14 protein-coding genes are annotated in these 12351 nt (G+C 51.9%); 5 read left to right on the top strand and 9 right to left on the bottom strand.

What is annotated here, in order from left to right; all coding sequences use genetic code 11:
- Nucleotides 1-88 precede the first annotated feature (88 nt).
- From CFI03_RS27130 to uptA, 3 genes are read right to left on the bottom strand one after another with little or no spacing between them, the layout of a single operon-like run.
- Nucleotides 89-724: an MBL fold metallo-hydrolase gene (locus tag CFI03_RS27130; protein WP_248761608.1), complete on the bottom strand. Its 636-nt coding sequence runs from the start codon at nt 722-724 to the stop codon at nt 89-91.
- 26 nt (nt 725-750) lie between these two features.
- Nucleotides 751-1320, bottom strand: a complete 570-nt coding sequence (locus CFI03_RS27125; protein ID WP_248761606.1) for a thioredoxin family protein — start codon at nt 1318-1320, stop codon at nt 751-753.
- Between the two features lie 22 nt (nt 1321-1342).
- Nucleotides 1343-1951 (bottom strand): undecaprenyl phosphate transporter UptA, encoded by a 609-nt coding sequence (gene uptA, locus CFI03_RS27120; protein WP_127495647.1) that lies wholly within the window; start codon nt 1949-1951, stop codon nt 1343-1345.
- Between the two features lie 190 nt (nt 1952-2141).
- Between uptA and CFI03_RS27115 the strand changes: the two genes are divergently transcribed.
- Together CFI03_RS27115 and CFI03_RS27110 are read left to right on the top strand one after the other, a co-directional pair.
- Nucleotides 2142-2588: a cupredoxin domain-containing protein gene (locus CFI03_RS27115; protein WP_248761598.1), complete on the top strand. Its 447-nt coding sequence runs from the start codon at nt 2142-2144 to the stop codon at nt 2586-2588.
- 80 nt (nt 2589-2668) lie between these two features.
- The gene (locus CFI03_RS27110) at nt 2669-2980 is read left to right on the top strand and encodes a dehydrogenase (protein ID WP_248761596.1); all 312 of its coding nucleotides are present in this window, start codon (nt 2669-2671) and stop codon (nt 2978-2980) included.
- Nucleotides 2981-3069: 89 nt separating this feature from the next.
- On the opposite strand, the gene CFI03_RS27105 is transcribed toward CFI03_RS27110, so the two are convergent.
- From CFI03_RS27105 to CFI03_RS27095, 3 genes are all read right to left on the bottom strand, one after another.
- A complete protein-coding gene (locus CFI03_RS27105; RefSeq protein ID WP_248761594.1) occupies nt 3070-5382 on the bottom strand; it encodes a YcdB/YcdC domain-containing protein in 2313 nt (770 codons plus the stop codon).
- A gap of 194 nt (nt 5383-5576) precedes the next feature.
- The gene (locus tag CFI03_RS27100) at nt 5577-5750 is read right to left on the bottom strand and encodes an H-type small acid-soluble spore protein (RefSeq protein WP_132312065.1); all 174 of its coding nucleotides are present in this window, start codon (nt 5748-5750) and stop codon (nt 5577-5579) included.
- A 36-nt stretch (nt 5751-5786) separates the two neighbouring features.
- Complete coding sequence (locus CFI03_RS27095; protein ID WP_132312158.1) at nt 5787-5975, bottom strand: hypothetical protein; 189 nt, start codon at nt 5973-5975, stop codon at nt 5787-5789.
- A gap of 145 nt (nt 5976-6120) precedes the next feature.
- Between CFI03_RS27095 and ku the strand changes: the two genes are divergently transcribed.
- The 3 genes from ku to ligD are packed head-to-tail and all read left to right on the top strand — an operon-like array spanning nt 6121 to nt 8887.
- Nucleotides 6121-7026, top strand: coding sequence for a non-homologous end joining protein Ku (gene ku / locus CFI03_RS27090; protein ID WP_248761588.1), 906 nt, complete (start codon nt 6121-6123; stop codon nt 7024-7026).
- On the top strand, nt 7026-7976 hold the full coding sequence (locus CFI03_RS27085) for an ATP-dependent DNA ligase (RefSeq protein WP_248761585.1): 951 nt from the start codon (nt 7026-7028) through the stop codon (nt 7974-7976). The genes ku and CFI03_RS27085 overlap by 1 nt, the downstream gene beginning before the upstream one ends.
- The gene (ligD, locus tag CFI03_RS27080; RefSeq protein ID WP_248761583.1) at nt 7973-8887 is read left to right on the top strand and encodes a non-homologous end-joining DNA ligase; all 915 of its coding nucleotides are present in this window, start codon (nt 7973-7975) and stop codon (nt 8885-8887) included. The genes CFI03_RS27085 and ligD overlap by 4 nt, the downstream gene beginning before the upstream one ends.
- 8 nt (nt 8888-8895) lie before the next feature.
- Here ligD and cls read toward each other — a convergent pair whose 3' ends face one another.
- From cls to rfbB, 3 genes are all read right to left on the bottom strand, one after another.
- Nucleotides 8896-10332: a cardiolipin synthase gene (cls, locus tag CFI03_RS27075; RefSeq protein WP_248761581.1), complete on the bottom strand. Its 1437-nt coding sequence runs from the start codon at nt 10330-10332 to the stop codon at nt 8896-8898.
- 124 nt (nt 10333-10456) lie between these two features.
- The gene (gene rfbD / locus CFI03_RS27070; RefSeq protein ID WP_248762453.1) at nt 10457-11308 is read right to left on the bottom strand and encodes a dTDP-4-dehydrorhamnose reductase; all 852 of its coding nucleotides are present in this window, start codon (nt 11306-11308) and stop codon (nt 10457-10459) included.
- A gap of 23 nt (nt 11309-11331) precedes the next feature.
- Nucleotides 11332-12351: a dTDP-glucose 4,6-dehydratase gene (gene rfbB / locus CFI03_RS27065; protein WP_248761579.1), complete on the bottom strand. Its 1020-nt coding sequence runs from the start codon at nt 12349-12351 to the stop codon at nt 11332-11334.

Raw genomic sequence — 12351 nt, 5'->3', positions numbered from 1 at the left:
TTGAAACCGCTTTACCATATTTCCGGAAACACGAAACCCAAAAAGCAGCAAACCGCCGGCAGAATCAGCCGGCGGTTCGTCTAAGAAATTATCTCACGTAAGGGTTATTGGCCATTTCAAAGCCAATCGTTGTTTTGGGCCCGTGTCCCGGATAAACCTTAACTTCAGGCGGAAGCTTATACAGCTTCAATTGAATCGAATCGAACAAATCCCGCTCCCTGCCGCCCGGCAGATCAGTCCGGCCAACCGATTGCCGGAACAGAACATCTCCCGAGAAAATATCATTCCCGCAAAGGAAGCTTACGCTGCCCGGAGAATGACCGGGCGTATGCAGCACTTTAAACGTATGACCGATAAAATTAAGCGTCTGCCCTTCGTCCAGCGCGTATTCGGCAGGACCTGTCGTCAGCGGCGGCGTCACGTCCGACCACCGCATCGAGCCGTTCTTGCGGGCATCCGTCAGCCAATCCGCCTCAAGATCATGTATGTACACCGGACAGCCCGCAGCTGTTCTTACTTCCTCTACGCCGCCCATGTGATCGAAGTGGGCATGAGTAAGCAGTATCGCTTCAACTTTAACTCCGGCGATCCGGTCTACGAGCCGCTTCGGCCCCATTCCCGGATCGATAATAATTCCGCGCTCTTCGCCGCTTTGCTCATCTTTTTCCGTCAATAGATAAGCATTGGTTTGCAGCGGGCCAAGCGTAAACGTTTCAATACGCATGTTCGCAATACTCCAATCTAATCCGTTTACACCGATTCAATCAACGCTCTTAGTTCCTGTACAACCAAAGCGTGATAACCGGTGCCTTCGCCGTAACGGCGCATAATTTCTTTCCGCGTTTCCGCAAGCTTGTCCTGGTAGTCCGCTGCTTCGCGGTCCGGGTTTTCTTTCTTGAAGAGCACCATCGGTTCCTGAACGTAGGTTGGTCTTGGTCCCCAAGTGCCGTGTATCGCCTTGCCTTCCGCATCGGTTAAGATAACAACCGGAACGGATCGGCCTCCCATCGTGAGGAACTGATCCATCGTATCGAGATTTTCTTCCATAATAAGAACCTCAACCGGAACCTCTCCCGTCTCCAGCGCACGGAACACAACCGGAATATTGCGGACTACGTCTCCGCACCAATCCGCCATCAGAATAAAGACGCGCAGGTCATTGCGGCTTTTGAGCGATTCGAAAAATTCGCGGTCGCTATCGCTTGCCCATTCAAATTTATCGTACCAGCCTTGGAATGCTTCCTTATTCTTCGTCATTCCTTCAACAAACTGATGCGGGCTAATCCCTCTGTTTAATTTGTCGGCTACGCTTCTGCTCATGTTCATCCCTCTTTCCGTTTTATTATACAGACTTGCCTCTGGAACGAATAAACTTGTATACCACATAGACAATCAGTAAAGCTATAGCAATCAGAATAGCCGGTTGTACGTACTGAGCGGCTTTCTGGTCGACATCTTCCCAATTCTCACCTAATGTTTTGCCCAAATGAACAAATAATATCGTCCAAGGGATGGAGGCAAGCGCCGTAAGCAGCGTAAACAAGCCGAAGTTCATCTTCGCCATTCCTGCCGGAATCGAGATAACCTGGCGCATAACCGGGATAAAACGGGCGGTAAAAACGATACCTGCTCCGTATTTCTTGAACCAGCCTTCCGCGATATCCACATGCTTCATCTTGATCTTAATATATTTGCCGTATTTCTCGACCAAAGGACGGCCGCCGAATCTTCCAATCGCGTACAAAATCCAGTTTTGCCCAACCGCGCCAAGCACGCCGAAAATGATCGCGCCCAGATACGATATTTTTCCTTCCGACACCAAGTACCCGCCGAAACCTAATACTATTTCACTCGGAATCACCTCTATGAGTAATCCAATTAGTATCCCGAAGTAACCAAGGCTTTCAATCCATACTAAAATTTCGTGCAATATATCCTTTATTAAATCCATTCCATCCCGCCTTCCCCAACCTAAATAATAGCAATTGACTGTATTCTACCATACGGAGCGGATAAGCATCTACCCGGCTGAAGTCCGGCTTGTCCATGCGACGAAAGGTGTCATGCCGGGACAGGCCTCCGCATACACTAGCATAACTTCGAAACCGTTCCCCATTAAAAGATTAAGAGGAGGAGTCCCAATGCCGCGTGTATTTATCATTAATAAAAAGCATGTACAGCTATTTGCATTTGCCCTGCTTATCATCCTCCTGGCAGCCGTCTATTTCAGCTGGGACCGTGCGCACACGGCAAACAGCCAGCCGACAAAGGTGCAAACCATCCAGCTTGTTACGGGCGAATTCAGCACAACGACCGAAGACGGCAAAAAGCTGGAGGTGTACCGCTGGGATCCGGGCACCGTCAGCCTCCGTAAGGGCGAGCCTGTCGAGTTACGCATCAGCGGCGTTAACGGCAGTAGCCACCCGTTTGTCATTGAAGGCCTCGACATTAAAGGCGAGGTAAAGAAAGGACAAACCACGGTTGTCCGGTTTACGCCTGAGCAGGCCGGCATCTACCCCATTATATGCCAGGTTCATACCGATATGAACAATGGCGGACCGATGGTCGGCTACATCGAAGTCCATTAACAAACAGTAATACGCGGCTAATGAAGTGACCGTCTCAAACTCGGGCGCATATTTATGAGTTAGAGAGGAGTCGGTTCACGATGAAGTCAACTACCCAGAAGCATACGTCCGGCCTGCCGTCCGCACGAAAAATCCGCCGCGCCTGCAGCAATGAACTGTATCGAACCGTCAAACGGTTGAAGGTATGGGTACCCAAAGAAAAAATGGAGCAGGCCGAAGAATTATATTACAAAAAGGTCATTATGAACCTGCTCTTTATTGCGGAGAACGAAAAAAACCGCAAGGTTCTGTCCGACTGGTGGGACGAGAATGTTGCCAGCGATATCGCCGAGCTGTGGGACGTGGATATCGCGAAGCTCCGCTGGGCATTCCGCGATGCATTCGGGGGATAAAGATAAAAGCTGCCGGGAGACCGCAATGTCATTAAGGCCTTACTTAATGACATCGCAGGAAACCGGCAGCTTTTTTATTTTATAAACGATCAGTAATAATTGCTGTTCATGATCGGCGCATCCACTTTGTCCTGCAAGGTTGCAAGTCTTAGCAGAACGATACTGATCTGTGCCTTCGTAACCGCGGCGTTCGGGTTAAACTTCCCGTTCTCGGCTGTTAACAGTCCCAGCTTCATCGCAATCGTTACGGCGCCTTTATTTTTGATTTGGGCAGCATCCTTCAGCTTGGTAACATCGGTATCTCCGGACATAAACTCGGACAACTTATCGTATTTGAGCAATTTGGTCAGCCATACCGCTAAGTCGCCGCGCGTTAGAGCCTGCTCGAGATGCAGCTTTTGCGTTGGGGATGCTTTCAGGAAGCCTCTTTGCACCAGGTACTCGACCGCCGAAGCATATTCGCTGTCGACCGGAACGTCTGCAAACCGCTGCTTCTGCGGGGTCGTATAGCTTTGTCCTCCCGTAAAGCCGGCCAGCAGCATGTTCACCCAGTCTCCGTTGTTAACGGTTTGGTCCGGGTGAATAAGTCCGTCCGCTTCCGGCTTGATAATGCCGTAGTCGAACATGACCTGAAGCGATTTGGACGCCCAATGCTTCTTGGCATCCGCCGGAATTTCACCCTTCTGCACCGTTGTGCCAGGGAAAATATATTGCTGCTCCAGCTTGCCGGTAACCGCATTTACAAGGAAGCCCCAGTTATTGTCATTCGTTAATTTGGGCATGTACACAAGCTTCACTTGCTGCTCCTGGAGCTTGCCATCCACATAGCTGCCTCCGACCGTGGTGTACTGCAGTTCGGCATGAATAGAGTCACGGTATAGCTTAAGGGCTTGTTCCTCCGTGATTTTCGCGGTCAAGGAATCCAGCTTGCCAAGCTTATCCTCCGGTAAAGTCATATTATAATAGTTCGTCAGATTTCCTTGTCCGTCCAGATTAATCTGAACAGCTGCCGGCTGAATCGGCTTGTCTTTGTAGAACTGCTGGAAGCTGTAAATAAAGGCCGTATCCGGACTATAGGAGCCCGTGCCAGAGCGTTCGACCAGCTTCAGGCTGCCGGAGGCATTCGGATATAACGAAGTGACGAGATCCTGGGCTTTAACTTTCGCTTGCGCTTCCGTAATCGATGGCTTTCCTGCCGTTTCATCGGCGGTTGAGGAATCACCGATCGGATACGAAAAAGTAGAGTAATCGATTAATTGGCCCGTTTTTGCATCCACTGTAGCATGGGTTTGAATACCGCCAAACGGGCTGCCGTTATAGATCGACCAAGTCTTGCGGCCGTCGCGGTCCGTGCTGGAGGAAGCCTGCTGGGTTCCTTCAAAGGCGTCCTTGCCGACAACCGAGGTTACAACCGCAATCGCTTCCTCCTTCGTCAGTTCCCCTCCCGTATGAGGCTTGAAAGCAGCTGCCGAAGAGGAAATAGAGGAGTAGCCGGTTGCCGGAAAGGAATCGATAGCCTGTCCTTGATCATCAAGGAACTTGCCCGATTTGGCATCAATCAGGCCGATCCCCCCTACCGCAACATAGCCAAGGCGGTAAGCCGATGTATTCGTTTGGTTCACGTAATAATCGGCGCCCGGAACGTAGGCCAGCTGCAGTTTCAATTCTTTTTTCATTTTGTCGGCGGCTTGTTCCGCGGTCAGGGTTGTATCCGGAGACGGGTAATCTTTACCCGTGCTAAAACCGTAATAATTAATAATATTCCCGTTACCGTCAACAACCACCTGAATTTGATTACTGGTTGTCGGAATGCCGTTCACTTGTGCCTGATAACTGAAGCTGTATTGAACCGGGCCAAACAAAGCTTGCGGATAATCGCTCTCTACGGGCTTAAGCTGAAGCTTGTCCGTCGACTTCATGGAAGGGGAAGCAACCAAAATGAACGCCTTGGCGATTTTCTCGGCTTCTGACCTCGATACTTTAGCCGGATAATAAGCTTCTTCCCTAGGGAGCGAATTATAATAGTTAATGATGTCTCCGGTAATCGCATCGATTCTGGAATCAAAGCCATAACTTCCGTTCTCGACGGTTACGTTCCACTGAATGGTCCAGACCATTTCGTTGCTTGGCGGGTATTGATTCGGATTACCAAGGTCTATGCTTGTCACCTCGGCATCCTTCAGCTCAGGGAACAGCTTCCTGAAGCGTTCAACGGCCTCATCCTTTGAAATTTTCGCCAGGCTTTCGTCCAGAATGCCGCCCGGGGCTGTACTTGCTCCCGTGCCAGTGGAGGCAACAACTGTCATTGTCCCTGAATCCGCCGCATAAGCAAGGCTTCCAACCGGAAGCAAGCTGAGCGCCAGGACCGTGGCAAGCAGCTTGCCCTTCATCGATTTCCTCATCCCTTTTCCTCACCTTCACTAAAATAGAAATCACTTCCAAAAATACACCTTAGTATAGACGATGGGAAAGGGGCAAAGGTTTCAATTTTTTTACAAATATAAAATGGCATCCCCGCCAAAAAGTTTATGCTTCCGGCAAAATAAAAAAGCCGTCCGGTTCCCGAGACCCAGACGGCTTCCTTCATTTCAAGCCATTAACCTTCTTGCAGACGGTCTACGGGTACCGTCTTGGAATGTCCTCCGACCTGTACGGTCGCTGTACCGCTTGCTTCGTCTACATGTTCAATCCATACGGAATTCCCGTCATCAAGATGGACCTTGATCGATTCCTCTGATTGATAAATTTGTTTGGCACGGTTAACGTCCATTGGCTTCGCGGCCTCCTTCGCACTTGCCTTTGCAGGTCAGTCCTTCGTTTCGGGAACCATGTAATCGGTTGTCGATTCATCGATTAGCCCGTTATGCTCGGACACGGTGCCCCCGCCCAAGCCTTCATTCACCATACGGTCAATATCCATAAAGTAATTGTCGCGGCCTTCGTCCCATTTGTCAGCCGGCGCCTTTTCTTTGTTTTCCAAGTCGTCGAATTCCATCATAGTCGCTTCACTCCTCCCTGCGGCAAGCATTGTTGGTTCAAGCAAAATATGCCCGATTTGATTGATTCTCATGCATTGCGGGAACAATAAAGAAATAGATGAAGGCATAAAAATAAATAATCATTTTAGGAGGAGTAACCAGATGCATACGGTGTGGAAAGGCGCAATCAGCTTCGGGCTTGTCCATGTGCCAGTGAAAATGTTTACCGCTACGGAGGATAAGGATATTTCGCTTCGCATGATCCACAAGCCTTGCGGCAGTCCGATCGCCTATGTACGGCGCTGTCCGAATTGCGACGTAGAGGCGGAATGGGACGATATCATTAAAGGCTATGAGTATGAGAAAGGCCGTTACGTGCTGTTCGAGAAGGATGAATTAGAGCAGCTGGCCGGAGAAAAATCCCACACGATTCAAATTCTTGATTTTGTCGCACTTGAAGAGATCGATCCGGTCTACTTCCAGAAAACGTATTATTTGTCACCGGATCAAGCCGGAAGCAACGCTTACGGCTTATTGCTTCAAGCCATGTCCGATACCGGCAAGATTGGCGTAGCCAAAGTATCGATTCGTTCGAAAAGCAGCCTGGCCGCTATTCGGGTTATTGATAACTGCCTGGCGATGGAAACGATCTTCTATCCGGACGAGATTCGGTCGATCTCCCATGTTCCCGGCATTCCCGAATCGTTTTCCATTAACGACAAAGAACTGACGATGGCCAAGCTTCTTATCGAGCAGCTGTCCACTCCGTTCGAACCGTCCAAATACACCGATGATTACAGAGCCAACATGCTTCAGGCTATCAATAACAAAGTGGCAGGCCAGGAAATACGCGTAGCTCCTCAGCAGGAGCAAACAAATGTGCTTGATCTAATGGCCGCCCTGCAAGCAAGCCTTGATGCAGCCAAGCTGCCTCCGGGCGGAGTAGGTCTCGATACCGGCGCGGGCAAGCCTGCGGCTGCAGCTCCTGAAGCAGCAGCGGACCAACCGGTCGTTAAGCCGCGCAAACCTAGAGCCAAGAAGCCTAAAGCAGAGGAGACCGTCTCTTAATGACGGTCTTTACGCTGCCTGCCGAGCCGATGATTCCTGTCGCGGATGATCGTATCCCCAAGGAGTACGGCTGGATCTACCAGATCAAATGGGACGGCGTCCGAATCGTTGCCACGGTTCACGATGACGGCAGGATTGATTTGTTCTCGCGCAAGCTGCTGAACAAAAACGCCGTCTATCCGGAAATCCACCGGACATTGCAGGAGCAGGCGGAAGCTCTTGGTCCCTGCATGCTGGACGGAGAGATCGTCTATTACGATGGCGAACGTCCGAATTTTCAAATGGTGCTAAGCCGTGAACGCAGCTTTGGCGGAGATCTCTCTTCATCTTCAAGCAAAGGAAAAGTGCTATATGTCCTCTTCGACCTGCTGCAGGACGGCGAGGAGGATTTGCGCCCGCTCCCCTATGCGGAGCGGCATAAACGGCTGCTTGCCAAGCTGAGGCCCATCCAATCCGACCGGCTTCTTATAGCCGATCTCTACACCGATGCGGATGCTCTATGGAAATGGGTCGATGACCATCAGTGGGAAGGAATCGTCAGCAAGAGGCTGGATAGCGCTTATAAGGAAGGCAAGGCTCATCGCGATTGGCTGAAAAAGAAACGGGCTCTCCTCCTTGACGTTGGCATCGTAGGCGTTAAGCGCCGCGACGGCCGCGCAGCCAGCCTGATCATGTCCGATCAGGGCCGTTTTATCGGCAGCGTCTCGCTTGGCCTTGACGAAGCCATGCGGGATGCGCTTGGCCAAATGCTGCAGCTGCGGAGAAGCGATGCCCCCTCGTGGCCTATGCCTTTCCCGGCTCTGCCGGCTGAGCTTAAGGGCGAGAGCGTGATCTGGCTGCCGACTCCGCTTCCTTGCCGCGTTACCGGACTTGAGCTGACATCCGCCGGATTATTAAGGCATCCCAAGCTTGTATCCTTTGGTCTAAAACCAGCAGGAGGCTCCTCATGAACAAGACAAGCGCATCTGCCAAGCGGCCCGCAACGGTCATGGTGGAAGGACGGGAAATAACCGTCACCAATCCGGAAAAACCGCTTTGGCCCGAACATGGGATCACCAAGCTGATCTATTTGGAGAAGCTCGCGTTGCTGTCGCCTTTTTTGCTGAAGCATTGCAAGGACCGTTATTTGACGACCATTCGTTATCCGCACGGTTATGCGGGCAAGTCGTTTTATCAGAAAAACTGTCCGGAACCCAAACCGGATTTCGTCCGTATCGCCGAAAACGAAGGGATCTCCTATATTCATCTCGATAACCTTCCGACTCTGCTATGGCTTGGCAACTTGGCTTGCCTGGAATTCCATGCTTCCTTCGACCGGATTAGCAATCCGGACTATCCTACCGAATGGATTCTGGATCTTGACCCTTCCCGCGAGGAGGAACCGCGTATCATCGAAGCGGCCGCGCTTGTCGGGAAGCTGCTGGAATCGCTGAAGATCAGATCCGTTCCAAAGACCTCGGGGGCAACGGGCGTCCAGATTGTCGTACCGATTCAGCAGAAGTATACCTTCGATGAGCTGAGAGGGTTGGGTCAATTTGTCGGAGACTACTTATCCAGCGCCTATCCGCAGCTGTTCACCGTCGAGCGGCTGACCAAAAACCGCGGCGATCTGATCTATGTCGATTATCTTCAGCATTACAAGGGGAAAACCATCTCGGCCCCCTATACGCCAAGAGCTCGCTATGGCGCCCCCGTCTCTACGCCGCTCAAGTGGGAAGAAGTGTACGCCGGAGGCATAAAGCCGGCCGACTTCCATCTTCTGAACATCGGAGAACGCCTGCAGCGTTACGGCGATTTGATCGATCTGGAGCAGCCGCAGGATTTGGAGCATGTGCTCAGCTTTATCCACGCTAAAAAATAAGCCGCTCTTTACAAGAGCGGCGATAACAGCCTGGCAGCGGCTTCCGCTGCCTTTTCCTTTTTCGGCCTTTGCCGAAAGCCTTCCAGATCAAGCTCGCGGCTGTCGAGCAGATCCTGTTCGTAATCCCGCTTCAAATGCTTGATCGTCCCGGCGTCGAACAATACCGCATTTTGCTCGAAGTTGCTGTGAAAGCTTCTCATATCCATATTGGCCGTCCCCACTACCGCAAGCAGCTCATCCACGATCATCACTTTAGCGTGAATGAAGCCTTTCTGGTAACGGTACACCCGGACACCCGCTTCCAGCATCCGCTCTACAAACGACAAGGTCGCCCTTAGAACGAGCTTCGTGTCGGGAATACCGGGGATGATCAACCGTACGTCTACCCCGCTCTTTGCTGCACTCCCGAGTACGGCCAGCAGACTCTCATCCGGTATAAAATACGGCGTTGATATATAGACGCTTGTCCGGGCCGCTTTCACGGCAGCAAACGCCGTCTCCAGAATTGGCTCTCCGCTGCGGTCCGGCCCGCTGGACACAATTAACACCGGCTCCTGCAAAGCTTCATCCGGATCATGCTCGGGCATATAACCGGCATTCACAGGCAGGCGCTCCTTGACGGCCAGCTCCCAGTCCTTCATGAACAGCTCCTGCAGAAAATAAACCGCATCCCCTTCAAGCCGAAGCTGCGTATCCCGCCAGAAGCCAAGCTTCTTATCCTTGCCCAAATACTCGTCTCCGATATTGATGCCGCCTACGAATCCAACTCTCCCGTCAATCACGGCAATCTTGCTATGATTGCGGCTGTTCAGGAGCCGGTTGAGCAAAGCCGCCCCCGGCGGTGAAAAACAGCTTGCCTGCACGCCCGACCGCTTCAGCTCCCGGACATACCGCTTGCTCAATTTGACGCTTCCTATCCCGTCATACAATACGCGAACCTCAACGCCTGCCTCGGCTTTGGCGGTCAGGATATCCAGAAATTCACGGCCAATCCCGTCATCTCGAATCGTGTAATAGTCCAGATGAATATGATGATTGGCCTTCTTCATTTCTTCTAATATAGAGGCGAACGTCTCCCTCCCGTTTGTCAGCACCTTCACTTGGTTGCCAAGCGTAACCGGTCTGCCGGAGCTAACGCGCAGGAGACGAAGCAGCTGTTCCTGCTCCAGCAGGCCTGCTTGCCCAAGCTCGCCCGGACCGGCGGCGCAAATAGATAACCGCTCGGCAGCTTGTTCGTATTCTCTCGAGACAGCTTGTCCTTCCTTGACGCGTCTCGAGCGGCCCACCAACCAATACCCCGCAAATCCAAGAACAGGAACGGCCAGGGAAAGGACGATCCATGCGACCGCCTTCGCCGGAAGACGCCTCTCGATCCATACAATGACGGCAGGCTGAGCGCAATACAGGAGTAACAATAGGATTATTGCCGTAAGCCAACCGATCATCCTCTCACCCCATTACTAATATCCCCTGAAATACCCATTCACTTAGTGTGGTCGACCTGTCATAAGCGTATACTTTAGGAACACAAAAACAGCTCACTTGCCGGTGGTTCCGGCAGATGAGCTGTTATCCCTCAACGCGAGGATTGGATAAATAATGACGAAGCGCTTCCCGCCAGTGCGGAAGCGGCTTAAATCCGTTGCTGCGAATCGCGCCGTGATCCATAACCGAATAATGCGGGCGGGGAGCCGGCCTTGGATACTCTTCCGTCGTACAGGGTTCGATCCTCGTGCCGCTGCCGCTTTCCTCCATAATGGCCTTCGCGAAATCAAACCAGGTGCAGACGCCGCTATTAGAAGCATGATAAATGCCGAAGTAATCGGTGCTTACCAGCTCCAGCAGAAAAATAGCCAAGTCCCTGGTGTATGTCGGCGAACCCCATTGATCCGCTACAACCTTTAGCTGCTCCCGCTCCGAAGCAAGCTTCAGCATGGTTTTTACGAAGTTATTGCCGTAAGCGCCAAATACCCAGGAGGTTCTGACGATAAAATACCGGTCATGAAGGCTCGACACGGCCTTCTCGCCCGCCAGCTTGGACTGACCGTATACGGTCCGGGGATTAGTCTGGTCATGCTCCTTATACGGAACCGTTCCCGTTCCGTCAAATACGTAATCGGTGCTTACCGCGCATAGCTTGGCGCCAACTTCTCTTGCCGCTACGGCTATATTGCGCGTACCGGCAGCATTAATCCGGAAGGCTTCATCCGGCTCCGCTTCCGCCTTGTCTACTGCCGTATAGGCCGCGCAGTGAATAACGGCATCCGGACGAAGCCGGGCTAATACGCTGCGGCATTGCTCCAAATCCGTAATATCAAGCTCCGTGCGGCTTAATCCAATGATCTCGAATCGGCCTTCGGTATCCAGCAGGACAAGCTCGCGTCCCAGCTGTCCGTTTGCTCCCGTAACGGCTACCTTCAGCTTCCTTTTCTCCCCCGCTGCGGTCATTTGGACTCCAGCCTTTTCGCATACTGCGTATCGTAATAGTTCCTGTACGCACCGGATACAACCTGCTCGAGCCATTCTTCGTTGCGAAGATACCATTCGATCGTCGATTTAATCCCGTTCTCGAAGCTATGCGACGGTGTCCATCCAAGCTCGCTTTTGATTTTATCCGCATCAATCGCATAACGCCGGTCATGGCCGGGACGGTCCTTCACATGGCGGATCAGCGATTCCGGCTTGCCCAGCTCCTGCAGGATGGTTTTTACCACGTGTAAGTTGGTCCGTTCATTGCTGCCGCCAACGTTGTACACTTCCCCGACACGGCCTTGATGAAGCGCCAGATCGATCGCTTTGCAATGATCCTCGACATATAGCCAATCTCTGATCTGAAGACCGTCTCCGTAAACCGGCAGCGGCTTATCCTGCAGCGCATGGAGAATCATCAGAGGAATAAGCTTTTCCGGAAATTGATACGGTCCGTAGTTATTCGAACAGCGCGTAATGACGGCCGGCAGACCGTAAGTCTCGTAATAAGCGCGGACAAGCAGGTCTGCTCCGGCTTTGCTTGCCGAATATGGACTATTTGGCGCAAGCGGCGTATTTTCCGTAAACAATCCCTCTGCGCCAAGCGTACCGTACACTTCATCCGTCGATACCTGCACGTATTTCTTCGCTTGATACGTCTTGGACAAGTCAAGCAGCGTCTGCGTCCCGACGATATTCGCGTGCACAAACAGTCCCGGCTGCAAAATACTGCGGTCTACATGGGATTCCGCGGCAAAGTTAATGACGGCGTCAATACCGGACTCAAACAGAGGGGTAAGCGCCGACTGATCCGCGATATCCGCTTTGACAAACGTATAGTTCGGATGATCCTCCACCTGCCGCAGATTTTCCGGATTGCCCGCATACGTTAAGGCATCGACATTAATGATCTCGTAATCGGGATAACGGCTCATCATGTACTGAACGAAGTTGCTCCCGATGAATCCCGCTCCGCCCGTAACTAAAAGTTTCAT

Origin of the sequence: Paenibacillus sp. ATY16 (assembly GCF_003399985.2) — a bacterium.
In the GTDB taxonomy this organism is placed as follows: Bacteria; Bacillota; Bacilli; order Paenibacillales; family Paenibacillaceae; genus Pristimantibacillus; species Pristimantibacillus glycanilyticus.
Note: the sequence above shows the minus strand (reverse complement) of the source record. Positions and strands in the feature narration are given on the sequence as shown.

Coding starts and splice junctions, on each gene's coding strand:
- CFI03_RS27130 (WP_248761608.1), bottom strand. CDS start 724: ATGCGTATTGAAACGTTTACGCTTGGCCCGCTGCAAACCAATGCTTAT.
- CFI03_RS27125 (WP_248761606.1), bottom strand. CDS start 1,320: ATGAGCAGAAGCGTAGCCGACAAATTAAACAGAGGGATTAGCCCGCAT.
- uptA (WP_127495647.1), bottom strand. CDS start 1,951: ATGGATTTAATAAAGGATATATTGCACGAAATTTTAGTATGGATTGAA.
- CFI03_RS27115 (WP_248761598.1), top strand. CDS start 2,142: ATGCCGCGTGTATTTATCATTAATAAAAAGCATGTACAGCTATTTGCA.
- CFI03_RS27110 (WP_248761596.1), top strand. CDS start 2,669: ATGAAGTCAACTACCCAGAAGCATACGTCCGGCCTGCCGTCCGCACGA.
- CFI03_RS27105 (WP_248761594.1), bottom strand. CDS start 5,382: ATGAGGAAATCGATGAAGGGCAAGCTGCTTGCCACGGTCCTGGCGCTC.
- CFI03_RS27100 (WP_132312065.1), bottom strand. CDS start 5,750: ATGGACGTTAACCGTGCCAAACAAATTTATCAATCAGAGGAATCGATC.
- CFI03_RS27095 (WP_132312158.1), bottom strand. CDS start 5,975: ATGGAATTCGACGACTTGGAAAACAAAGAAAAGGCGCCGGCTGACAAA.
- ku (WP_248761588.1), top strand. CDS start 6,121: ATGCATACGGTGTGGAAAGGCGCAATCAGCTTCGGGCTTGTCCATGTG.
- CFI03_RS27085 (WP_248761585.1), top strand. CDS start 7,026: ATGACGGTCTTTACGCTGCCTGCCGAGCCGATGATTCCTGTCGCGGAT.
- ligD (WP_248761583.1), top strand. CDS start 7,973: ATGAACAAGACAAGCGCATCTGCCAAGCGGCCCGCAACGGTCATGGTG.
- cls (WP_248761581.1), bottom strand. CDS start 10,332: ATGATCGGTTGGCTTACGGCAATAATCCTATTGTTACTCCTGTATTGC.
- rfbB (WP_248761579.1), bottom strand. CDS start 12,351: ATGAAACTTTTAGTTACGGGCGGAGCGGGATTCATCGGGAGCAACTTC.